The following is a 21,366-nucleotide window of genomic DNA, read 5'->3' as shown; positions in this document are numbered from 1 at the left end:
CTTGGCGAGATGAACGCAGCAAGCCAGCCGCCAGTGTCCTCATTGTCTATCGCCATTACCACCGGGGAACCGGCGGGGGTGGGGCCTGAATTGACGGTGGCGGCGCTGGCTGAGGCGGCTGAGCGCTGGCCGTCGGTGCGGTTCACCGTACTTGGCGACCGTGAGCTGATGGCCGAGCGGGCGGGTTCATCGTCGTGGCTTTCCAAAGGCGCGGACATCGAGATCGAGCATCACGCGCTTGGTGCGCCCGTCACAGCAGGCACGCTGAACGCCGCCAACGGGCGTTACGTGCTCGGTCTGCTCGATACAGCCATAGACGGCGCAGTCAGCGGTCGGTTCGACGCAATAGTCACCGCGCCGCTGCAGAAAAGCACCATCAACGACGCCGGCGTTCCGTTCACCGGCCACACCGAATATCTCGCTGAACGCACCCATACGCCGCGCGTCGTCATGATGCTCGCGGGCATGGGCGAGCGGCCGCTGCGCGTCGCGCTCGCTACGACGCATCTGCCGCTGAAAGATGTGTCGGCGGCGTTGACGGTGGATGGCATTGTCGAGACGCTGAGCATTATCGATCGTGATCTGAAAGCGCTGTTCGGGCTGCAAAAACCGCGCATCCTGGTGACCGGACTGAACCCGCACGCGGGCGAAAATGGTTATCTGGGCCGTGAGGAAATCGATGTCATCACGCCCGCGCTGCTGCAAGCGCGCGCGCTGGGGATTGATGCTCCCGGTCCCTATCCGGCGGATACGCTGTTCCAGCCGCGTTATCTCAAAGACGCCGATTGCGTGCTCGCGATGTTCCACGACCAGGGGCTGCCGGTCCTGAAATTCGCGACGTTCGGCGAAGGCATCAACGTCACGCTCGGGCTGCCGATCATCCGTACCTCTGTCGATCACGGCACCGCGCTCGATCTGGCCGGCACCGGCCGCGCTGATCCGGGCAGCCTGATCGTTGCTATCGATACAGCCGTTGCCATGGCGCGCCATCGTCGCGCGGCCTGATTGCGCGCCGCCTGATTGCTTTTGCGTCCTTTCTTTCCATTGCGGTTTTAATCGGCTTCTCCGATGTCCATCAAGCACCAGGGCCACTTCGCGCGCAAGCGCTTCGGGCAGAACTTCCTCGTCGATCAAGGCGTGATCGATTCGATCGTGGACACCATCGCGCCCAGACGCGGCGAACGCATGGTCGAAATCGGGCCGGGGCTCGCCGCGCTCACCGCGCCGTTGATCGAACGGCTTTCCACGCCGGAGTCGCCGTTGCATGCGGTGGAGTTGGATCGCGACCTGATCGGGCGGCTTGAGAAGCGGTTTGGCAACCTGCTGGCACTGCATGCCGGCGATGCCCTCGCGTTCGACTTCGGTTCGCTCGCGCTGGAAGGTGACAAGCCGTCGCTGCGGATTGTCGGGAACCTGCCATACAACATTTCCAGTCCACTGCTGTTTCACTTGACCGCGTTCGCGGCGAAGGTCATCGATCAGCATTTCATGTTGCAGGATGAAGTGGTCGACCGGATGATCGCCGAGCCGGGCAACAAGGACTTTGGCCGCCTGACGGTGATGCTGCAGTATCGGTATGCCATCGATAAACTCATCGATGTTCCGCCTGAATCGTTCAACCCGCCGCCGAAGGTGAATTCGGCGATCGTGCGGATGATTCCCTTTGGGCCAAGCGAATTGCCCGATGTGGATGAAAAGGTGCTCGGCGAAGTGGTGCTCGCGGCGTTCTCGCAACGGCGCAAGATGATGCGCAATACGTTGGGTGTGTATCGCGATCGGGTGGATTTCGACGCACTTGGGTTTGACCTTTCCCGGCGTGCGGAAGAAGTACCCGTGGCCGAGTTCGTGAAATTGGCTCAGGTGGTCAAGGCGGCACAGTAGCCGATTTTAAGGCCGCTGGCGGGTTTGGATGGCGCGCGTCTCAGTCAGCGAGGCGTGCCGCACCGACCGCGCCAGGGCGGTTCTATCAGGCCGCGATCGCAGCTGCTTCCGTTGATCTCATCTTTTCTATCTCACTATTCCGGGTTCGCTTCGGCGAATCACGCGACATCTCTTCCACGTCTCTTTCCTCGTTGCCTCCATGCGGTTCCTGCATTCTTTCGATGCGAAGAATGCACTGGAGTTAATTCCTTCGTTAGTCTCAAATTGGCAGCGCAACCGCGCAGCAGACTCTCATAAGGGGGCGTCCGCTTCAGCGGCATGACGCATGGAAGATGCGTTGCGCCGGTTGTTGAAATTTCGCGCGCACGAAGCCGTTCCCGTGCAGTTGGAATGTAACGATATCGCCGTGCTGAAGGACGTGGTCGCGCGATCGGATGCCGTGATGTTTTGCACGGCTTCAGTGTTACAACGCGATCCTGATGGCCGGCGCCTCGTGCGTGTGCCGATTATTCACTCGCGCAAACTGGGGCTGCAGTTTGCGCTTGTTTGTCTTGCTGACCGGACGCAATCGGCAGCTGCTGACGCGGCGCTCGTCCTTACCGGGCAGGTCATGAACGATGCCAGCCGCGCGGCACAAGTAGCGGGACGTACGCGATAGCCCGCGCGCTCAAGTGCTCATGTGCGCCGACGTCCTGCGGGTGCATTGACCAGCGCAATGCCCGTCACAACAAGCGCCGATGCAACCATGAAACGCGTTGTCAGCGATTCCCCCAGCAGCAAGACACCGAACGCGACACCAAAGATGGGTGTGAGAAACGAGAACACCGATAGCCTCGACGCCATGTAGCGTGTGAGCAGCCAGAACCACGTGAGATAGCTCAGGAACGCGACCACGATTGCCTGATAGGCAAGGCTGGCGACGGCTGTCAGCGTGATGGTGCTCACGTGTGTTTGGCCGAGCGCGAAGGCGAGCGCGAGTAAAACTATTGCCGATACCCCAAGTTGATAGAACAGCGTCTTGCTGGCGCTTGCACGCGCGAGCGGCGATGCACGGATGACGACGGTGGTCGCCGCCCAGAACACGCCGCCGAGTACGCCGAGGGCGTCGCCGGCGGTGCCTTGCCATGTCGATGCACTGCCGGACGCGGTGCCCGATGCGCTGCTCGTGGCCGCGTGCAGGAAGCCATCGGCGAAAGCGAGTGCGATACCGCCGAACGCCAGCGCTATCCCCACCCATTGCACCCGCTTGAGCTTTTCTCCCGCGACGAACCAGTGCAGGCCAAGCGCCATGAAGCACGGTGCGGTGTAGAGAAAGACGACCATGCGCGTGGCGCTGGTCAACGTCAGCCCCAGGAAAATGCACACGAACTCGCCGCCAAACAGCACGCCGGCGAGCAGGCCGGACGCGAGGGTATTGTCGCTGCGAAACAGCGCGATGCCGCGTGATCGCGTCCATATCCAGACGAGAACGGTTGCTATGGTTGAACGGATGCCGGCCTGGAGCATCGGGGGAAACGATGCGTTTGCACCCTTGATGGCGACCTGCTGGAAACCCCACACCGCGCATAGCGCGATCATTAGCAGAATGGCGGTGGAGTCGGGCGCGCGACGCACAGGCAGGGCAGTGGTGCTCATCGATTATTGTGTTTGTGTTTGCGTTTTGACCGGTTGCTGAGTCAAGTCTCTGGCGCATTCTGCCATTGATGGCGCGGGGATGTCATGCGTGGTTGGGGCGTGTGGCGTTGGTCTTGCCGACGTTTGGGCCGCCGCCCGTGATGTCGAGGGATTGAACTTGGTGTGTTGTGCGTCGCACGATAATGGTGAACCGCAGACCTTTATTAATCACGAATAGATCGTACTGGCGATTGCCGATAAATCAGGATATCTGATGATATTTCGCGCAAGGTCAGCATTGAGCGGAAATGAATGAGGCTCCCGAAGGAGCGTCATTCAAAGAGTTCGGAGACAACCAGCCATCGCTGGCCAACCGTTGCCCCCAAACCGCTTCAGGCATGCTTTTCGATCAATTCGACCTTGTATCCATCCGGATCTTCAACAAACGCGATCACCGTCGTTCCGCCTTTCACTGGACCGGCTTCGCGCGAGACCTTGCCGCCGGCTTCGCGGATGCGACCGCACGCTGCCGCCGCATTGTCCACTTCCAGCGCGATGTGGCCATATGCCGAACCGAGATCGTACTTATCGACGCCCCAGTTGTAAGTCAGTTCAAGCACGCTGTTTTCGCTTTCATCGCCGTAACCGACGAACGCCAGCGTGTATTTGTACTCGGTGTTTTCGCTTTGACGCAGCACTTTCATGCCGAGGATACGTGTGTAGAAATCGATGGATCGCTGCAAATCTCCGACTCGCAGCATGGTATGAAGAAGTCGCATGATGGGGTTCCTGTGGGGAATGTCGATGGAACGGATGGTCCGATTTACCGTGTCTTTTAACGTGCCTCAATGCACACCGCGCACGATGAAAACGGCCACATCGAAAATTGTACCGCTCGTAGCAAACGCTCGCAGCGCTCTGCTCGGCGCCATTTCCGTGCTGGCAAAGCGTTAAAGCAGCGGCAGCAATTCGGGCGGATGATGCTTGAGCGTATGCCGCGCTTCGCGGAAGTCCGGGAAAATGGATTCGACCGTGGCCCAGAAGCGCGCGCTGTGATTCATCTCCCGAAGGTGCGCGAGTTCGTGCGCGACCACGTAGTCGATCACATGCACGGGGAAATGAATCAGCCGCCAGTTGAGGCGAATCTTGCCTTCGCTGGAGCAACTGCCCCAGCGCGTAGAGGCGGATGACAACGCATAGGCCCTGAACTCCACGCCTAGTTTGGCCGCATACACCGGCAACCGCTCGCCAAACACCTGCAGCGCCTGAGCATGGAGCCAGCGTTGCACACGCTCGCGAATGACCTGCCCATCTGCCAGCGCGGGAAGGCCGAGCCACAGCACGCCGGTTTCTGTATCGAACGCCGGTTGCGTAGCGCTCTTGCCGGTTGTGCCCGGTGCGCCGGTCATCATGACGGTGACGTTTTGTCCAAGGTACGGAAGCTGCGCGCCATCCTTCCATTCAATCCGCGGCACCGCGCGTTGCTCCACGCGCGTTTGCCATTCGGTCAGCTTCTTGAAGATCCACTTTTCCTTCTCGGCAATCGCGCTTTCTATTGCGCCGATTGTCACCCAGCGCGGTGCGGTAATCGCGAGGCCAGTGCCATCGATAGTGAAGCCAATCGTCCGGCGCGATGAACGTTTCAAACGGTAATCGAGCATCTGCGAACCGAGCATGAGTTGCCGGTAGCGCGAACCATCGGGCGCAATGGGCGTACGTGAAGGCGGCGCGGACGGGCTTGCCGTTTCGGTTGTATCGGTCGGCGTGATGTCGCCACGCAATGTTGCGGGCATGGCGGGAGGCGATGCGACGGGCGCGGCAGACGTGCCCGACATAGCAGGCGAGGGTGCCACACTCGACAGCCTTGGCTCACTGGGAAAGTTGAGCGGCAGGTCGAGTTGCGGGTTGTCGAGCGCGGCAGCGGGACGCTGTCTCGAGGGGGTCTTCTGCATCGGCTCAGCTTGGCGCACGCGGCGCAGGAATGACGGAAAGGACAACACTAACGATAGAAACGAACGTAATGAACCTGACGATAACGACATCCGGATCTACAGGCCGGTAGCCGCGCCCTGAGACTTGGAGTCAGAGGCAGACGCGGAGTCAGCGCCGGAATCAGACACAGCGATGAAACGATCGGCGGGACCGTACGAGTCCGGATCAATTCGACGCATTTCCGTTTCGATCCAGCGCTCCACGCGCAGATTGACTTCTTCCGGCGTGAGGCCTGTCGTGTCGATCGGACGACCGATTGACATTGTGACTATACCCGCATATTTGAGAAACGATTTCCGCGGCCATACGTGTCCGGCGTTGTGGGCAATCGGCACGACCGGCGCGCCCGCCGCGCACGCGAAGCGCGCACCGCCTGACTTGTACTTGCCTTGCTTGCCCGCGCTTGTGCGCGTGCCTTCAGGAAACATGATGACCCACGCTCCCTCGGCCATGCGCTCGCGCCCTTGCCGCGCCACCGATGCAAATGCATCCTTGCCCTGACGCCGGTCGATATGAACCATCTTCAGCATGCCCATGGTCCAGCCGAAGAACGGCACGAACAGCAACTCACGCTTGAACACATAGCAGAGCGGCCGCGGCATTAACGCGGGGAATGCCAGCGTTTCCCAAGCCGACTGGTGCTTCGACAACAACACGGCGGGACCATCGGGCAGATTCTCCATGCCTTCAATCTGATAGCGGATGTTGTTCAGGTAGCGCATCACCACGATGCACGACTTGCACCAGTACGCCGCCATCCAATAACGCTTTTCAGCGCGCATGAACGGGAACACGAGGAAGCAAGCGCACGCGTACGGCACCGTATAAACGACGAAAAAAACCATCAGCAACAGCGAACGAATGAAGCGCATCGGCTTGAATAAGTCTTATGTGATGTGACGAAAAAAACCCGCCGACAGATCGGCCGGGTCAGTCGTGATGTGCGGCGAGGAAGTCGAGCGCGAAGGTGCGCAGGTCGTTGTGTACCTTCGTATTGTCCGGCAGATGGCCCGCTGCCAGCGTTTTATGCCCCTTGCCGGTCAGCACCAGATGCAGCTCGAAGCCGAGCGCCGCGCCCGCTTGCAGGTCGCGCAGCGAGTCGCCGACCATGGGCGTATCAGCCGGATCGATCTCGAAGCGCTCCACAATCTGCTGCAACATGCCGGGCTTCGGCTTGCGGCACTCGCACTCGTCTTCCTGTGTGTGCGGGCAGAAAAACACCGCGTCAATGCGGCCGCCTACCGCCGCTGCCGCCCGGTTCATCTTTTCGTGCATTGCGTTGAGCGCGGCCATGTCGAACAGACCACGGCCTATGCCCGATTGATTCGATGCAATTGCCACGCGGTAGCCGGCCTGGTTCAAACGCGCGATCGCTTCGAGGCTGCCGGGGATGGCAACCCATTCGTCGGGCGACTTGATGAATGCGTCGGAGTCGACGTTGATCACGCCGTCCCGATCGAGTATCACCAGTTTCTTGTTTGCGTTGGTCGGCATGGTGTGGCGCATCAGGCGGCAAGCTTCGAAATGTCCGCGACGCAATTCATCTGCTGATGCAGTGCGCCGAGAAGAGCCAGGCGGTTGTTACGTAACGCCGGATCTTTCGCGTTCACCATCACGTCGTTGAAGAAAGTATCCACGGCATCGCGCAGCGCGGACAGCGCCGACAGCGCTTCCGTGTAATTGCGTTCGGCCAGTTGCGTTTGCACGCGCGGCGCAACTTGTTCGAGCTGAGCGTACAACGCCTTTTCGGCGGCTTCCTGAAGCAAAGCTGGCTGCACGCTCGCCGGCACGCTTTCCGCCGACTTCTTCAGGATATTCGAAATACGCTTGTTCGCCGCGGCAAGCGACGCGGCTTCCGGCAACGACGCGAATTCGCGCACGGCGTCCAGACGCGCGACGATGTCGTCCAGGCGCGTGGGGTTCAGGCTCAGCACGGCGTCGATTTCAATTGCGTTGAAACCGCGTTCACGCAGCACGCCGCGCAGCCGGTCCATGAAAAACGCGTAGATGGCGTCGGTTGAATCAACCACGTGCGGCATGTCGGCGAATTGCTTGTACGCAATACGTAGCAAGTCGAACAAGTCGATGGCAAGGCGCTTTTCCAGCAGGATGCGCAACACACCGAGTGCGTGACGACGCAGCGCGAACGGATCTTTCTCGCCGGTTGGCTGCAAGCCAATGCCCCAGATGCCGACGAGCGTTTCCAGTTTGTCGGCCAACGCGACGGCGCTGCTTACGCCGGTGGCGGGGGTTTCATCGCCGGAGAAACGCGGCTGATAATGTTCCGAACACGCGAGCGCGACTTCCTCCGGCTCACCATCGTGGCGCGCGTAGTACGTGCCCATGGTCCCTTGCAATTCGGGAAACTCACCGACCATGTCAGTGATCAGGTCAGCCTTCGCGAGCAGGGCGGCGCGCTTCGTGACGGCCACATCCACGCCGATCATGGGCGCGATTTCGCCCGCGAGCGCTTCGAGTCGCTGCACGCGCTGCAATTGCGAACCCAGCTTGTTGTGATACACCACGGCCGCGAGCAGCGGCACGCGGTCGGCAAGACGTTTCTTCTTGTCCTGCTCGAAGAAAAACTTCGCGTCGGCCAGACGCGGGCGGATCACGCGCTCGTTACCTTCGACAATATCGCCGGGCGTTTGCGTCTCGATGTTCGAGACAATCAGGAAGCGCGAACGCAGCTTGCCGTGCTCGTCAGTCAGCGCGAAATACTTCTGGTTCGTCTGCATGGTGAGGATCAGGCATTCCTGCGGCACTTGCAGGAACGATTCGTCGAAACGGCACTGATACACGACCGGCCATTCGACCAGCGCATTCACTTCGTCGAGCAACGATTCAGGCATGACTACGCGGTCTTCGCCTGCGAACGCCAGCAATTGCGTACGGATGGATTCGCGGCGATCCTCGAAATTCGCGACGACCCTGCCCTTCGAACGCAGCGTTTCGGCGTAGTCGTCGGCGTGTGCGATCGGAACAAGACCTTTCGACATGAACCGATGACCCAGCGTGGTGTCGCCGGAGTCGATACCAAGCGCGCTCACCGGCACAATTTCGCGGCCATGCAGCGCGATCAACCCATGCACCGGCCGCACGAACTGCACGCTGGTGCCGTCGGGGCGTTGATACGTCATCACCTTCGGAATGGGCAACTTGCCGAGCGTTTCTTGCAGAGCGGTTTGCAGGCCGTCAGCAAGCGTTGCGCCGGGTGCTGCGTAGCGCAGGAAGAATGCTTCGGCCTTGCCGTCCTGCGCGCGTTCGAGATCGCTAATGGCGAAGTCGGGGAAACCCAGCGCAGCGAGTTTCTTCGCGAGCGGCGCGGTGGGCAGGCCGTCTTTGTCCAATGCGACGGAAACAGGCAGCACCTTCTCGCGCACTTGCCGTTGCGGTGCGACTGCGCGCACGTTCTTGATGAGCACGGCGAGACGTCGCGGCGTGGCGTATTTTTCGAAACTCGCTTCGCCGTCAATCAGGTCGCGCGCGGCAAGCCGCTGCACGATGCCTTCGGCAAACGAGGTGCCCAGGCGGGCGAGCGCTTTCGGCGGAAGTTCTTCGGTCCGCAGCTCGACGAGCAGCGATGCAAGATTGGTTTCTGTCATTGTTATGTCGTGCTCTGGTCAGGCCTGATCGATATTGCGCTCGACCTTAAGCGCCGGCGCCCACGCGGGCTTGGCGGCATCTTGTGCGTCCGAAACAAGTCCGGCCGCGGCGTGTACGGGATTGCCCAGCATCGGGAAACCGAGCGCTTCACGCGACTCGTAATAGCCCTTCGCAACCGCACGCGACAAATCGCGAATCCGGCCGATATACGCCGCCCGCTCCGTCACCGAAATCGCGCCGCGCGCGTCCAGCAAGTTGAACGTATGGCCGGCTTTCAGCACGAGCTCATACGCGGGCAGCGAGAGCTTCGCTTCAATCATCTTCTGCGCTTCGGCTTCGTAGCTCTTGAAGAACGTGAACAGCAGGTCGACGTTCGCGTGCTCGAAGTTGTAGGTGGACTGCTCGACTTCGTTTTGGTGATACACGTCGCCATACGTCAGGCGCCGGAGTTCGCGGCCGTTCGGGCCTTCCTCTTCCCATTCGGTCCACACGAGGTCGTACACGTTCTCCACTTTCTGCAGATACATGGCGAGCCGTTCGAGACCGTAGGTGATCTCACCGAGCACCGGCTTGCAGTCGATACCACCAACTTGCTGGAAGTACGTGAACTGCGTCACTTCCATGCCGTTCAGCCAGACTTCCCAGCCGAGGCCCCATGCGCCGAGCGTGGGATTTTCCCAGTCGTCTTCCACGAAACGCACATCGTTTTGCTTCAAGTCGAAGCCAAGCGCTTCGAGCGAGCCGAGGTACAGATCGAGGATGTTTTCCGGCGCGGGCTTGAGCACCACCTGGTACTGGTAGTAATGCTGCAGGCGGTTCGGGTTGTCGCCGTAACGGCCGTCCTTCGGACGCCGTGACGGCTGCACATACGCTGCTCGCCACGGTTCCGGTCCAATCGCGCGCAGGAACGTGTGCACGTGCGAGGTGCCCGCGCCGACTTCCATGTCGATCGGCTGGAGAAGCGCGCAACCCTTGTTGTCCCAATAGGATTGCAGCGTCAGGATGATTTGCTGAAAAGTGAGCATGAATGCCTTTGAAGCGTGCCTTCGAAGCGTGAGCCGGCGGGCCGGCGCGTGGTCGAAGCCGACCGGAAAAATGCCCCGGCCGGAGGGCTAAAACGTTGAATTTTAGCGGGAATGAGGGTCTTGCGCGACTTTTCGGGGATGAACGGCAGACTCATCGGCCGATTGGCCGGTAAAAACGGGTGTTATCCGCGGAGGCGTTTCGTCATTGGCACGCAATCCATGGTCAGGCCGCGTGGCGACTGGTATGGCGTGATTTCTTCGCCTTCGAAACCGAGCGCGCGATAAAACGGTGCCGCGTTCAGCGTGGAGTCGAGCGTGAGTTCCGGGAGCTCTTTCGAGCGGGCGAGTGTTTCCAGATGACGCATCATTGCTGCTCCAATGCCGCGTTTCATATACGCCGGATGGACAAAAATCGCATCGATTTTGCCCGTCGCGAGGTCGATCATGCCGGTGCCCGCGACATACCCGTCAACGGTTGCCACGAGGAAACGCTCTTCTACGGCATCGGCGAATGCTCGCGATGCCGTACCGCCGGTCCACTGTTCCAGCTGGTCTAGCGGATACACATTCGCGCATTCACGCATCACGGCGGCGCGGCGGATTTCCCACGCGGCGTCCGCATCGGCTCTCGTGGCTTTGCGGATGGCAAACCCGGCCAGCTCAGGACTTTTCGCGACCATGATCGACAGCTTTGTTGCGGCCATTCTTTCCCGGCGCGAACGCAAATCCGAACGCCAGCAGCAACAGCGACACCATGATCACCGTGATGTTGCCGCTCGTCACATACGGCGTACGCCCGGATGTGCCCTGGACGGTGGCATCGAGCGAGCCGACTGTGTACACAGGCAGCCGTGCCACCACAGCGCCATTTGCCGCGATCACCGCGGTTGTGCCCGTGTTGGTCGAACGGAGCATGGGGCGGCCGGTTTCGATAGAACGCATGCGGGCCATTTGCAGATGCTGATCGAGCGCAATGGTGTCGCCGAACCAAGCAAGATTCGTCGAGTTCACCAAAATGCCTGCGGGCGCTTCCTGTTCGCGAATCGTCCGCGCTATCTCTTCGCCGAAAATGTCCTCGTAGCAGATATCGACGGCAATCGGCTGGTTGTGCACGAAGAACGATTTTTGCACCGGCGGGCCGCGCCCGAGATCGCCGAGCGGAATGCCCATGAGGGCAACGAACCAGTGGAAACCTGTCGGCACGAATTCGCCGAATGGCACGAGATGATGTTTGTCGTAGCGGTACACGTCCTGCTGATTCGGCGTGATGCCGAACAGGGTGTTTGTGTAGCTAGGCACGGAACTTTCAGCCGAAGTCGTCACGCCGAAAGCGCCGAACAGGATGGATGAATGGGTTGTGTCGGAGAAATTGCGCAGTGCCAGCGCAACGTCCGGTGGCATCCGAACGCCGAGAACAGGGAACCCCGTTTCCGGCGTGACGATGAGATCCGCAGGCTTCTCGGTGATCAGTTTTTTATACAACGCGAGCGATTGATCCACGCCTTCCTGCTCGAACTTCATCTCCTGCTTCACGTTGCCTTGCAGCAGCCGGACGGTGAGTGGCGCGTTCGCGGGGGTTGTCCATTCGACCAGTGACAGCAACATGCCGGATGCAAGCAGCAGCACCGCCACGATGAACGGCGCAAGACGCGCAGCCGTCGACCGTTCAACTACGGCTGTGCTGCGCCTGAAGCCGTAGAAACCTTGCACGAGCAACGCCGCCACCAACCCCAGCACCCAGCCCACGCCGTATACGCCCGCAACCGATCCAAACCCCGCCAATGGGCCATCGACTTGCGCATACCCGCTCGCAAGCCACGGGAAGCCGGTGAACACAAGCCCGCGCAACCACTCGCCCAGCGCCCACGCGCTCGCAAAGGCAAACGCGCCGTGCCACGTGGGCACGAAGCGCGGTTCATCGGCGAGCTCGGTCGCGGAGGCGCCATCGTCGTCATACCGCGCATGCCCCGCGCACAGCGACCAGACCACGCCCGCCAATGCGGGGTAGACCGCAAGGTACATCGAGAACAACGCGACGGCTGCAGCCGCCAGCGGCGCCGCCATGCCGCCATAGTCGTGCATGCTGACATACAGCCACCACACACCCGTGACGAAGTTGCCGAATCCAAATGCCCAGCCCGTCAACGCCGCGCTTTTCCAGCCATTAGTGCGCGTAAGCCACGCGAAGAACAGCGTAAAGATCACCAGTTCGACCCACCCGCCATGCGGCGTGGGTGCAAACGAAAGCGTATTCGCGACACCCAGCACGGCCGCGACGAGGTAATGCCAGAAGGGCATGGACTGAGCCGTGCCGGCGCGCTTTTCAGCGGGCATCGGGCGGGAGTTGCGCTGCGAGGTGACAGGAGACGATGAGTCGGCCATGGATTACGAGGTCAGCAGAAAGTAAGCGAATGACGGAGCGTGACCGGCGCGCGTCATGTCACGAAAAAGGCGTAAAACGCCTGCACGGCGGTTCGGCACGCAACTGCTGCAATTGAACGCGTAGTGTGATCACGCTGTGTTACAGGCTGAAGCAGGTCAGGGCCGGTTGAGGGGCCCCTTGTTCTCTATGGAGATCAAACCGGATCAATCGCGTTCGTCGTCGTGATCGCTGTCACGGTGGTTGCGCGAATTGCCGTCGAGCACGTTCATATTCGGTGCGCGGCGCACGCGCAGCACGTGGATCTGGCGAGCGTCGCCGCGCATGATTTCGAACACGAAGTCATCGATCCGCACCTTCTCTCCACGATGCGGCACGCGTCCGAACCGATGCGTGACCAGCCCGCCAATGGTGTCGACTTCGTCGTCGGAGTAATGCGTGCCGAATTGTTCGTTGAATTGCTCGATGCCAGTCAGCGCACGCACACGATGCGCGCCATCCGGCGTCGCAATGATGTTGCCGGCTTCTTCGTCGAAGTCGTATTCGTCTTCGATGTCGCCAACAATCTGCTCCAGCACGTCTTCAATCGTGATCAGTCCGGCCACGCCGCCGTATTCATCGACGACGATGGCAATGTGATTCCGGTTCACGCGGAAATCGTGCAGCAAGACGTTCAGGCGTTTCGATTCGGGGATGAATACGGCGGGGCGAAGCATGCCGCGGACATCGAATTCTTCTTCGTGGTAATAGCGCAGCAAGTCTTTTGCAAGCAGCACGCCGATCACGTTGTCGCGGTTGCTTTCGAATACTGGATAGCGCGAGTGCGCTTTTTCGAGCATGAACGGAATGAACTGCTCGGGCGTTTCGGAAATATTGATGGCGTCCATCTGGGCACGCGGAATCATGATGTCGCGCGCGCAGAGTTCCGAAACCTGGAACACGCCTTCGATCATGGAGAGCGAATCCGCGTCGAGCAGATTGCGTTCGTGGGCGTCCTGAAGGACTTCCAGCAATTCGTCGCGCGATTCAGGTTCGTGCGAGATGAAATCGGTCAGGCGCTCAAGCAGCGTGCGCTTTTCCGGTGGTTTGTCGGTGTAACGTCGACTGGGATCGGAGTCGTTCATAGTGGGGCGCCCGGATTGTTCCGGACGCGAAATTTCGGAAAGTTAAGAATACACCAAGGAAAATTCGCGCCAATTCAAGCGGGCGCGAAGACGTTCAAATCTCGTAGAAACATCGTAACTGATAAATATCGGCGGAGTATGTCGAGCCAGTGACGTTAGCCGATCGGCCATGGTTCAGCACTTGGCGCGTCGTTTTGGCGCGTTTCGTGACGCTCATTCCTGCGACGAATCCGCGCCTTGGCATCGATGCAACAGCGCTTCGAGCTGCCGGTCCGGCATGCCGCATTCGCGCAGCGCCTCGACCGTGCGGCTGACGTAATCGAGCGTGGTGCCGTATCGGCCGGTCGCGCAGCCGAGCACGTGGCGTACCATCTGGTCGGCGAGCTTGCCGGTGTAGGTAGACGCCTCGCGCCGCATCACAAACGCCAGCGCTTCTACGCGGCGGCCGTCCACGAGCGTGCAAGGCAACCACGCCACGCGATACGAATTCATCGCCATTTCGCGTCGCCACAGCACTTCGAGATGCGGCTCCGCGCCTTCGGCCGCCAACCGGAACGCCATGCCCGAGCATGAACCGCCGCGATCCAGCGCCAGCACGAGCCCAGGCTGCTCAGGCGTGCCGCGATTCACGCGCGACCACAAATACAGTCCGCGATGATAACCGTGCACCTTGCTGCGTACCATTTCCACGGCGGGCAAGCCCGGGTTCCAGATCAGCGAGCCATAGCCGAACAGCCAGAGATCCGTCTTGCGATCCCACTGCGCCAACGCTTTTTCACGCGATGCCGCCAGTTCTTCGTCGGTGAGAAGACGCGACTCCTCGAACACCGGCGGATAGTGGTCGGGAATCTGCGAAGGCGGTTCCTTCATCAGTTCAGGAAGAGGGGGCGGGTCGTCAGTCACGGCTTAGCTGGGCGGCAACGGCAGGTAAGGATCGGTGAAACCAAGCTTTTGCATGATGCCGGTTTCGATCGATTCCATTTCTTTCGCTTCCGCCGAATCTTCATGATCGTAACCCTGAGCATGCAGCGTACCGTGCACGATCAGATGCGCGTAATGCGCGGCGAGCGGCTTGTTCTGCTCGCGCGCCTCGCGTTCCACTACCGGACAGCACAGCACCAGGTCGCCCGTGACCGGATCGTCTTCCGACTCGGCATACGCGAACGTCAGCACGTTGGTGGCGTAATCCTTCTGCCGATAAGACCGGTTCAGCGCCCGGCCTTCCTCGGTATCGACGAAACGCACGGTCAGTTCCGCGTCCGCGAACAGCGACGCCTTGATCCAGCCGGCGACGGTTGCGCGCGGCAATAGCGCCTTGTGTTCAGGGAACGTCTTGGCGGCCGGGAACTGCAGTGTCAGTGCAAGTTTGGGCATGCTTATTCAGAGCGATATTTCGCGGCGGCAATCGCGGCGGCCGAGGCATCGCGCTCCGACTGCGCGTCGTACGCTTCCACAATCCGCGCGACCAGCGGGTGCCGTACTACGTCTACGCTCGTGAACTTCGTCATCGCGATACCGCGGACATCGGCCAGGATGTGTTGCGCTTCAATCAGCCCGCTCCTGTGCCCACGCGGCAAATCGACTTGCGTGGTGTCGCCGGTGACAACGGCCTTCGACCCGAAACCGATCCGCGTCAGGAACATCTTCATCTGCTCGGGCGTAGTGTTCTGCGCCTCGTCCAAAATGATGAACGCATGATTCAGCGTCCGGCCGCGCATGTACGCGAGCGGCGCGATTTCGATCATCTGGCGCTCGAACATTTTTGCGGTTTTATCGAAGCCGAGCAGGTCGTAGAGTGCGTCGTAAAGCGGCCGCAAATACGGATCCACCTTCTGCGCGAGATCGCCCGGCAGGAAACCCAAGCGCTCGCCGGCTTCCACCGCCGGACGCGTCAGCACAATCCGCTTCACCTGATCGCGCTCGAGCGAATCCACCGCGCACGCTACCGCCAGATACGTTTTACCCGTACCCGCCGGGCCGATGCCAAACGTGACATCGTGCGCAATGATCTGCTTCAGGTATTCACGCTGCATGGGCGTGCGGCCGCGCAGATCGGCGCGTCGCGTGTACAGCTTCGGCCCCGGATCTTCCTCTTCGCCCAGGTCGATGGTCACGTTGGGTTCATCGAAGGGATGATCGGGGTCGCCACGGAAACGCGGATCGACGGGCTCGGAATTCAGGTTATTCGATGGCCTGTTGGCATTCAACCCATGCCGCGCCGCATTGCGCGCTTCGACCAGCGCAAGCTGGATGTCGTCCACCGACAACGTGTCTTTCGCGCGATTGTAGAAATTCTCGAGCGCCGCCAGCGCAACCTTCGCGCCGCGCCCGCGGATGGTGATCTTGTGTCCGCGACGCGTCAGCGTCACGTCGAGCGCCTGCTCGATCTGCCGCAAGTTTTCGTCGAGCGGGCCACACAGGTTGGCGAGCCGCGCGTTGTCGTCGCGCGGAGCGGTGAATTCCAGATGCTGCTGAGCGGTCTTCAAGGCTAGAGTCGGGTTCCTGTCGAAGCTGCGGTTTTAGTGAGTTGTCGCGGGCGTCATGATTAATTCGCCGCGCAACGAATGCGGATACGCCACGTTGATTTCCACATCGACCATCTGGCCAATCAGCCGCTTGTGCGACGAGATCGGCGCCGGGAAATTCACCACGCGATTATTCTCCGTGCGTCCGGCGAGTTCGCTCGGATCCTTGCGCGACGGGCCTTCCACCAGAATGCGCTGCACCGAACCCAGCATGGAATTGCTGATCTTCGCCACGTTCGCCTCGATGGTCGCCTGCAAATGCTGCAAACGCTTGAGCTTCACTTCGCGCGGGGTGTCGTCGTGCAGGTTCGCAGCCGGCGTGCCCGGACGCGGGCTGTAGATGAACGAGAAACTGGTGTCGTAACTCATTTCGTCGATGAGCTTCATCATCTTCTGGAAGTCATCTTCCGTCTCGCCCGGGAACCCGACAATCATGTCCGTAGACAGCGACAAATCCGGACGAATCGCGCGCAATTTGCGGATCACCGACTTGTATTCGAGCACGGTATAACCGCGCTTCATGGCCATCAAAATACGGTCGGAACCGTGCTGCACGGGCAAGTGCAAGTGGCTCACGAGCTTCGGCACTTTCGCGTATGTATCGATCAGGCGTTGCGTGAATTCCTTCGGATGCGACGTGGTGTAGCGAATCCGCTCAATACCCGGAATCTCCGCGACGTATTCAATCAGCGTAGCGAAATCCGCGATATCCGTGGAATGCTGTGTCACTGGGCCGCGATACGCATTCACGTTCTGCCCCAGCATGGTGACTTCGCGCACGCCTTGGTCGGCGAGACCGGCGATTTCGGTCAGCACGTCATCCAGCGGTCGCGATACTTCTTCGCCGCGCGTGTAGGGCACCACGCAATAGCTGCAGTACTTGCTGCAACCTTCCATGATCGATACAAACGCGCTCGGGCCATCCACACGCGCCGGCGGCAGATGATCGAATTTTTCGATTTCCGGGAACGAGATGTCGACTTGCGAACGTCCTGTGGAACGTCGTTTCGCAATCATGTCCGGCAGACGATGCAGCGTCTGCGGGCCGAACACCAGGTCCACGTACGGCGCGCGGGACACGATCGCTGCGCCTTCCTGGCTCGCCACGCAACCGCCTACGCCAATGATCAGGTTCGGATTCGCTTCCTTCAATTCGCGCACGCGGCCGAGATCGGAGAAAACCTTTTCCTGGGCTTTTTCGCGCACCGAACATGTGTTGAAGAGAATGACGTCGGCGTCTTCCGGCGTGAACGTCTGGGTGAGGCCATTGGCTGCGCCGAGCACGTCGACCATTTTGTCGGAGTCGTACTCGTTCATCTGGCAGCCAAAGGTCTTTACATACACTTTCTTGGTCATGAATTTCGCCGGTCGCAGTGATTAGTCTGGGGGCGCGGTATTTAATGCGTTGAAGGGAATTATCTGTTTCGTTTCGTCGGCTTTTAACGCTGCTTTAGGCCTATTTCGCTTGAATTGGCCGAAATTTGCACGTTGCAGCACTCGACGGTTAGCTCGATATTATAGCGTTCGCTCGACTTCGTGACCCTGCTGGCCGGGCGGGTAGGCCAGGTCGCCGAGCAATTCCGCGGTCGCAAGGTCGAAGCGTTCGATCAGGAAGTCCAGCAGCACGCGAACCCGTGGCGCCCTATACCGGTTGCAGTGATACACAGCGTGGACAGCCGCCTCGTTCGAACACCAGTCTGCCAGCAAAATTTTCAGCGCGCCGGAGTGGACATCGGCGGCAATATCCCAGATCGATTTGTGCGCAATGCCCTGACCGGCCAGCGCCCAGGCGCGGGTCAGCGCGCCGTCGTTGGTTTCCCAGGCCTCGCTGAGCGGCACGGTGTGGGTGAAACGCTCGTCGCTGCGGACGAACTGGAACTCGTTGAACGTTGCCGTCGATGTCACCAGCACCGTGAACGTGTGCGCGGCGAGATCGGCGGGCGTTTTCGGTTCGCCGTGCCGCGCCAGGTATTCCGGCGATGCGCACAGCACACGCCGGTTCGGCGCCAGCCGACGGGCAATCAGATTGCCCTCCGACGGCCGGTTAAAGCGAATCGCCAGATCAATCTCTTCCAGCAGCAGGTTCGATACCGAATCCGACAGCGTCAGCGAAAAGCTCACGTCCGGATACAGGCGGCTGAATTCATCGAGCCAATGGCACAGCAGGTTGCGGCCGAAATCCGATGTGGCCGAGATCCGCACCTTGCCGCGCACGAGATTCTGGCCGGCGTGCAGCGCGGCTTCGCCGTCGTCGATAGCCTGCAGCGCGATCCGGCAATGCTGCAAATAAAGCCGGCCTTCGTCGGTGAGCCTGAGTTGGCGCGTGGTGCGCTCGAACAGCCGCGCGGTGAGCGATTTCTCCAGCTTGAGCAGCCGGGCGCTGGCCGCCGCCGGCGATAAACCCAGCTTGCGCCCCGCCGCGGACAAGCTGCCGAGCGCGGCGGCTTCGGTGAACAGGCGCATGTCGCCGAGTCGATCCATTGCGATTCTCAATTTGCTTTTGATAATGGTTCAAATGCTACGCCAATTATCAAAACGTTCCTGGGCGCGCAAAATTTGGTGCATTGCAGTGTATGAGGTTTGACTGTGCGGCCCGAATTTGCTGGAAACGTCCGATGAAACTCGATCACGTCACGATCGTCGCGCCCGATTGCGAGCCGATCCGCCATTTTCTCGTCGATATAGCCGGCATGAAAGTCGGCCCGCGCCCGCCATTCGGCATAGGCGGGTTTTGGCTTTATCTCGATGACACGCCCGCCGTGCATCTGATCGAAAGCGGCTCGGTGCTGGCTTCGCCGCCCGGTGGCCGGGCGGCCACGCGCATCGATCACCTGGCGTTGCGGGTTCAAAGCGCGGCCGAATGGCAGGCGTTGCTCGCACGCCTGCACGAACACGCGATCCCGTTTTCCGAAGCCGAGGTTCCGCTCGTCCGCGAACGGCAAGTGTTCGTGCAGCTTGCGCCGGGCGTGGTCATCGAATTCGTGACATCGCTTTCCTTATTCTCAAACTAGGGGATCTTCATGCCTATTCCACTTCTGGCGCTCGCGATCAGCGCGTTCGCTATCGGGACGACCGAGTTCGTCATCATGGGGCTGCTGCCCGATGTCGCCCGCGATCTGGCTGTATCGATACCATCGGCGGGATTCCTCGTCACCGGCTACGCGTTGGGCGTCGCCGTGGGCGCACCGCTGCTCGCCGTGCTGACTGCAAAAATGCCGCGCAAACTCGCGCTGCAATTGCTGATGGGCGTGTTTATCGTCGGTAATGTGCTGTGCGCCGTTGCACCCGGTTATTCGATGCTCATGATCGCCCGCGTGGTGACGTCGTTCGCGCACGGCTCGTTTTTCGGCATTGGCGCGGTGGTCGCGGCGTCGCTGGTTCCGGCTGAAAAGCGCGCCAGTGCGATTGCGCTGATGTTCACCGGGCTCACGCTCGCGAATGTGCTCGGCGTGCCGTTCGGGACGTTTATCGGTCAGGAATTCGGCTGGCGCACGACATTCTGGGTCGTGGCGGCGCTCGGTGTGTTGTCGCTGGTCGGCGTGACAGCGCTCGTGCCGAACAAGCACGATTCGGGGCCGTCGAACTTCGGCCACGAACTGCGCGTGCTGAAGGAGCCCCAAGTCTGGCTCGCGCTGGCAATGACCGTGCTCGGTTTCGGCGGCGTGTTCGTGGTCTTCACCTACATTGCGCCGATCCTCGAGCAGATCAGCGGATTTTCGCCACATGGCGTCACGCTGGTGCTCGTGCTGTTCGGCGTTGGATTGACGATCGGCAATACGATTGGCGGCAAGCTGGCCGACCGGGCGCTGATGCCATCGCTGATGGGCATTCTCGTCGCGCTCGCAATCATCATGGCTATCTTCGCGAAGACCAGCCATAACCAGACGCTCGCGGCCATCACGATCTTTATTTGGGGCATCGCCGCGTTCGCCACCGTGCCGCCGCTGCAAACGCGCGTGGTCGAGAAGGCGAAACATGCGCCGAACCTGGCGTCGACGCTGAATATCGGCGCGTTCAATTTGGGGAATGCCGGCGGCGCGTGGCTGGGCGGCGTGGTGTTGAGCCAGGGACATCCGCTCGATTCGCTGCCGTGGGTCGCGGCCGTGGTGGCCGTGGTCGCGCTCGGCGTGACCTGGTATGCGGCCCGGCTTGATCGCGGCGGGCAGGGAACGCGTGCGGCCGCGGTGGATGCCATTTGAGTTCGCGTGGCGTGCTGCGTGGGGAATACCCACGCCAAGGCCGTGCCGGATGTTGACCCGGCGTCCTCAACCGACTAGCGTGTCGTGCGAGCCGCATTCGCGGCTTTATCGCTTCATCACGCTTTTCGACCGAGGTTTTATGGAAGACATCACGCTGCGCCAATGCCTGACGGGCGCATGGCGCGACGCCGCCTCCGCCGTACGACACATGCCGATCGTATTTCTAGTGGCGTTCGTCGCCGTGCTCGCAACCGGAACCGCCGGATACAAGGCGCAATTTTCCGGGTTGGCGGCATCGGACAGTTCGCTCACGGCGATGACCAGCAGCAGCGCCGGTCACGCCGCGGGGTTCACTCAAGGGCTGATTTCCCTTGGCGTCACCTTCGTACAGACGCTGGTCCTCGCTGTGCTGGCCGTATTCGTGGTCCGCTTTGCGATGAAGTTGCACGCTGAATCCGCCGCGCCTGCCGCCGCACCGGTCTCCACGCCTGCGCCGATGCACCTCTGGGACGCCGGTATCCGGCGCTATTTCCTGCTCTGCATCGCGTTACTTGCGGGGTACGTAGGCGCGGCGCTCGCGGTCATGATCGCCTGGATCGGGTTGCGGCTGGCGGGGTTGTCGAGCGGCACCTCAATGGCCGCGGCCGCCACGCTCGCGGTGCTGGTTGTTTGCGGCGTGAGTTATGTGTCTGCGCGGCTTGCCTTGCTGTTTCCGCACACGGCTGTTGGTGGCCGGATCCAGTGGCGCGCCGCCTGGGAGGACACGCGCGGACATTTCTGGTTCATCACGACAGCCGCCTTGCTCGCGATCCTGCCGGTCGTCGGCATTGCGACGGTGCTGACCGTGGTCGCGGAAATGCTGGCGACGGCCGGGTCTATCGGCAGCCTGACCATGGGTTTGATGATCGTGCAAAGCGTAGGCACGCTGCTTTATACGGCGACGGGGGCAACTTGCTCGGTGTGGCTTTATAGAAAATTCGCGGCGATTTTGAGGGCGGAAGCCGTGTGATTTTTGCCGGG

The 21,366-nt window shown here is 60.8% G+C and carries 21 protein-coding genes; 6 read left to right on the top strand and 15 right to left on the bottom strand.

Going from position 1 to position 21,366, the window contains the following annotated elements; translation table 11 throughout:
• Positions 1 to 9: 9 nt before the first annotated feature.
• The 3 genes from pdxA (at position 10) to ACSQ83_RS19820 (ending at position 2,539) form a co-directional block, all read left to right on the top strand.
• Positions 10 to 1,005, top strand: coding sequence for a 4-hydroxythreonine-4-phosphate dehydrogenase PdxA (gene pdxA, locus ACSQ83_RS19830; RefSeq protein WP_436229328.1), 996 nt, complete (start codon positions 10 to 12; stop codon positions 1,003 to 1,005).
• A gap of 63 nt (positions 1,006 to 1,068) precedes the next feature.
• Positions 1,069 to 1,881: a 16S rRNA (adenine(1518)-N(6)/adenine(1519)-N(6))-dimethyltransferase RsmA gene (rsmA, locus tag ACSQ83_RS19825; RefSeq protein WP_436229327.1), complete on the top strand. Its 813-nt coding sequence runs from the start codon at positions 1,069 to 1,071 to the stop codon at positions 1,879 to 1,881.
• Between the two features lie 325 nt (positions 1,882 to 2,206).
• Positions 2,207 to 2,539 (top strand): LysR substrate-binding domain-containing protein, encoded by a 333-nt coding sequence (locus tag ACSQ83_RS19820; protein WP_436229326.1) that lies wholly within the window; start codon positions 2,207 to 2,209, stop codon positions 2,537 to 2,539.
• 17 nt (positions 2,540 to 2,556) lie between these two features.
• On the opposite strand, the gene ACSQ83_RS19815 is transcribed toward ACSQ83_RS19820, so the two are convergent.
• The 15 genes from ACSQ83_RS19815 to ACSQ83_RS19745 form a co-directional block, all read right to left on the bottom strand.
• On the bottom strand, positions 2,557 to 3,516 hold the full coding sequence (locus tag ACSQ83_RS19815) for a DMT family transporter (RefSeq protein ID WP_436229325.1): 960 nt from the start codon (positions 3,514 to 3,516) through the stop codon (positions 2,557 to 2,559).
• A 371-nt stretch (positions 3,517 to 3,887) separates the two neighbouring features.
• The gene (gene gloA / locus ACSQ83_RS19810) at positions 3,888 to 4,274 is read right to left on the bottom strand and encodes a lactoylglutathione lyase (protein ID WP_436229324.1); all 387 of its coding nucleotides are present in this window, start codon (positions 4,272 to 4,274) and stop codon (positions 3,888 to 3,890) included.
• A 171-nt stretch (positions 4,275 to 4,445) separates the two neighbouring features.
• Positions 4,446 to 5,447, bottom strand: coding sequence for a YgjP-like metallopeptidase domain-containing protein (locus ACSQ83_RS19805; RefSeq protein ID WP_436229323.1), 1,002 nt, complete (start codon positions 5,445 to 5,447; stop codon positions 4,446 to 4,448).
• A gap of 96 nt (positions 5,448 to 5,543) precedes the next feature.
• On the bottom strand, positions 5,544 to 6,359 hold the full coding sequence (locus tag ACSQ83_RS19800; protein WP_436229322.1) for a lysophospholipid acyltransferase family protein: 816 nt from the start codon (positions 6,357 to 6,359) through the stop codon (positions 5,544 to 5,546).
• A gap of 58 nt (positions 6,360 to 6,417) precedes the next feature.
• Entirely contained in the window at positions 6,418 to 6,981 is a 564-nt protein-coding gene (gmhB, locus tag ACSQ83_RS19795; RefSeq protein ID WP_436229321.1) for a D-glycero-beta-D-manno-heptose 1,7-bisphosphate 7-phosphatase, read from the bottom strand.
• Between the two features lie 11 nt (positions 6,982 to 6,992).
• Positions 6,993 to 9,092 carry a glycine--tRNA ligase subunit beta gene (gene glyS / locus ACSQ83_RS19790; RefSeq protein WP_436229320.1) on the bottom strand — a complete coding sequence of 700 codons (2,100 nt, stop codon included), beginning with the start codon at positions 9,090 to 9,092 and terminating at the stop codon, positions 6,993 to 6,995.
• 18 nt (positions 9,093 to 9,110) lie between these two features.
• On the bottom strand, positions 9,111 to 10,118 hold the full coding sequence (gene glyQ / locus ACSQ83_RS19785) for a glycine--tRNA ligase subunit alpha (RefSeq protein WP_436229319.1): 1,008 nt from the start codon (positions 10,116 to 10,118) through the stop codon (positions 9,111 to 9,113).
• 182 nt (positions 10,119 to 10,300) lie between these two features.
• On the bottom strand, positions 10,301 to 10,822 hold the full coding sequence (locus tag ACSQ83_RS19780; protein WP_436229318.1) for a GNAT family N-acetyltransferase: 522 nt from the start codon (positions 10,820 to 10,822) through the stop codon (positions 10,301 to 10,303).
• On the bottom strand, positions 10,779 to 12,500 hold the full coding sequence (gene lnt / locus ACSQ83_RS19775) for an apolipoprotein N-acyltransferase (protein ID WP_436229317.1): 1,722 nt from the start codon (positions 12,498 to 12,500) through the stop codon (positions 10,779 to 10,781). Before lnt ends, ACSQ83_RS19780 begins: the two co-directional genes overlap by 44 nt.
• 204 nt (positions 12,501 to 12,704) lie before the next feature.
• Positions 12,705 to 13,622 carry an HlyC/CorC family transporter gene (locus ACSQ83_RS19770; protein ID WP_436229316.1) on the bottom strand — a complete coding sequence of 306 codons (918 nt, stop codon included), beginning with the start codon at positions 13,620 to 13,622 and terminating at the stop codon, positions 12,705 to 12,707.
• A 213-nt stretch (positions 13,623 to 13,835) separates the two neighbouring features.
• The gene (locus ACSQ83_RS19765; protein ID WP_414950291.1) at positions 13,836 to 14,492 is read right to left on the bottom strand and encodes a gamma-glutamylcyclotransferase; all 657 of its coding nucleotides are present in this window, start codon (positions 14,490 to 14,492) and stop codon (positions 13,836 to 13,838) included.
• A 36-nt stretch (positions 14,493 to 14,528) separates the two neighbouring features.
• Positions 14,529 to 14,996: an rRNA maturation RNase YbeY gene (gene ybeY, locus ACSQ83_RS19760; protein WP_436229315.1), complete on the bottom strand. Its 468-nt coding sequence runs from the start codon at positions 14,994 to 14,996 to the stop codon at positions 14,529 to 14,531.
• 2 nt (positions 14,997 to 14,998) lie between these two features.
• Positions 14,999 to 16,108, bottom strand: a complete 1,110-nt coding sequence (locus tag ACSQ83_RS19755; RefSeq protein ID WP_436229314.1) for a PhoH family protein — start codon at positions 16,106 to 16,108, stop codon at positions 14,999 to 15,001.
• Positions 16,109 to 16,141: 33 nt separating this feature from the next.
• The gene (miaB, locus tag ACSQ83_RS19750) at positions 16,142 to 17,503 is read right to left on the bottom strand and encodes a tRNA (N6-isopentenyl adenosine(37)-C2)-methylthiotransferase MiaB (RefSeq protein WP_436229313.1); all 1,362 of its coding nucleotides are present in this window, start codon (positions 17,501 to 17,503) and stop codon (positions 16,142 to 16,144) included.
• A gap of 159 nt (positions 17,504 to 17,662) precedes the next feature.
• Positions 17,663 to 18,628 carry a LysR family transcriptional regulator gene (locus ACSQ83_RS19745; RefSeq protein WP_436229312.1) on the bottom strand — a complete coding sequence of 322 codons (966 nt, stop codon included), beginning with the start codon at positions 18,626 to 18,628 and terminating at the stop codon, positions 17,663 to 17,665.
• 134 nt (positions 18,629 to 18,762) lie between these two features.
• Here ACSQ83_RS19745 and ACSQ83_RS19740 point away from each other — a divergent pair, with 134 nt between their 5' ends.
• From ACSQ83_RS19740 to ACSQ83_RS19730, 3 genes are all read left to right on the top strand, one after another.
• Positions 18,763 to 19,158 (top strand): VOC family protein, encoded by a 396-nt coding sequence (locus ACSQ83_RS19740; protein ID WP_414950158.1) that lies wholly within the window; start codon positions 18,763 to 18,765, stop codon positions 19,156 to 19,158.
• 9 nt (positions 19,159 to 19,167) lie between these two features.
• Positions 19,168 to 20,346 carry an MFS transporter gene (locus ACSQ83_RS19735; RefSeq protein ID WP_436229311.1) on the top strand — a complete coding sequence of 393 codons (1,179 nt, stop codon included), beginning with the start codon at positions 19,168 to 19,170 and terminating at the stop codon, positions 20,344 to 20,346.
• Positions 20,347 to 20,485: 139 nt separating this feature from the next.
• Entirely contained in the window at positions 20,486 to 21,355 is an 870-nt protein-coding gene (locus ACSQ83_RS19730) for a hypothetical protein (RefSeq protein ID WP_436229310.1), read from the top strand.
• Positions 21,356 to 21,366 lie beyond the last annotated feature (11 nt).

This window comes from Caballeronia sp. LjRoot29 (assembly GCF_964252755.1).
GTDB lineage: Bacteria > Pseudomonadota > Gammaproteobacteria > Burkholderiales > Burkholderiaceae > Caballeronia.
Note: the sequence above shows the minus strand (reverse complement) of the source record. Positions and strands in the feature narration are given on the sequence as shown.

Excerpts from the sequence above, each read along its gene's own strand:
- ACSQ83_RS19800 (WP_436229322.1), bottom strand. The coding sequence starts at position 6,359 with ATGCGCTTCATTCGTTCGCTGTTGCTGATGGTTTTTTTCGTCGTTTAT.
- ACSQ83_RS19805 (WP_436229323.1), bottom strand. The coding sequence starts at position 5,447 with ATGCAGAAGACCCCCTCGAGACAGCGTCCCGCTGCCGCGCTCGACAAC.
- glyQ (WP_436229319.1), bottom strand. The coding sequence starts at position 10,118 with ATGCTCACTTTTCAGCAAATCATCCTGACGCTGCAATCCTATTGGGAC.
- ACSQ83_RS19740 (WP_414950158.1), top strand. The coding sequence starts at position 18,763 with ATGAAACTCGATCACGTCACGATCGTCGCGCCCGATTGCGAGCCGATC.
- lnt (WP_436229317.1), bottom strand. The coding sequence starts at position 12,500 with ATGGCCGACTCATCGTCTCCTGTCACCTCGCAGCGCAACTCCCGCCCG.
- ACSQ83_RS19735 (WP_436229311.1), top strand. The coding sequence starts at position 19,168 with ATGCCTATTCCACTTCTGGCGCTCGCGATCAGCGCGTTCGCTATCGGG.
- gloA (WP_436229324.1), bottom strand. The coding sequence starts at position 4,274 with ATGCGACTTCTTCATACCATGCTGCGAGTCGGAGATTTGCAGCGATCC.
- ACSQ83_RS19745 (WP_436229312.1), bottom strand. The coding sequence starts at position 18,628 with ATGGATCGACTCGGCGACATGCGCCTGTTCACCGAAGCCGCCGCGCTC.
- miaB (WP_436229313.1), bottom strand. The coding sequence starts at position 17,503 with ATGACCAAGAAAGTGTATGTAAAGACCTTTGGCTGCCAGATGAACGAG.
- glyS (WP_436229320.1), bottom strand. The coding sequence starts at position 9,092 with ATGACAGAAACCAATCTTGCATCGCTGCTCGTCGAGCTGCGGACCGAA.
- ybeY (WP_436229315.1), bottom strand. The coding sequence starts at position 14,996 with ATGCCCAAACTTGCACTGACACTGCAGTTCCCGGCCGCCAAGACGTTC.
- ACSQ83_RS19730 (WP_436229310.1), top strand. The coding sequence starts at position 20,486 with ATGGAAGACATCACGCTGCGCCAATGCCTGACGGGCGCATGGCGCGAC.
- ACSQ83_RS19780 (WP_436229318.1), bottom strand. The coding sequence starts at position 10,822 with ATGGCCGCAACAAAGCTGTCGATCATGGTCGCGAAAAGTCCTGAGCTG.
- rsmA (WP_436229327.1), top strand. The coding sequence starts at position 1,069 with ATGTCCATCAAGCACCAGGGCCACTTCGCGCGCAAGCGCTTCGGGCAG.
- ACSQ83_RS19765 (WP_414950291.1), bottom strand. The coding sequence starts at position 14,492 with ATGAAGGAACCGCCTTCGCAGATTCCCGACCACTATCCGCCGGTGTTC.
- ACSQ83_RS19770 (WP_436229316.1), bottom strand. The coding sequence starts at position 13,622 with ATGAACGACTCCGATCCCAGTCGACGTTACACCGACAAACCACCGGAA.
- ACSQ83_RS19820 (WP_436229326.1), top strand. The coding sequence starts at position 2,207 with ATGGAAGATGCGTTGCGCCGGTTGTTGAAATTTCGCGCGCACGAAGCC.
- pdxA (WP_436229328.1), top strand. The coding sequence starts at position 10 with ATGAACGCAGCAAGCCAGCCGCCAGTGTCCTCATTGTCTATCGCCATT.
- ACSQ83_RS19815 (WP_436229325.1), bottom strand. The coding sequence starts at position 3,516 with ATGAGCACCACTGCCCTGCCTGTGCGTCGCGCGCCCGACTCCACCGCC.
- gmhB (WP_436229321.1), bottom strand. The coding sequence starts at position 6,981 with ATGCCGACCAACGCAAACAAGAAACTGGTGATACTCGATCGGGACGGC.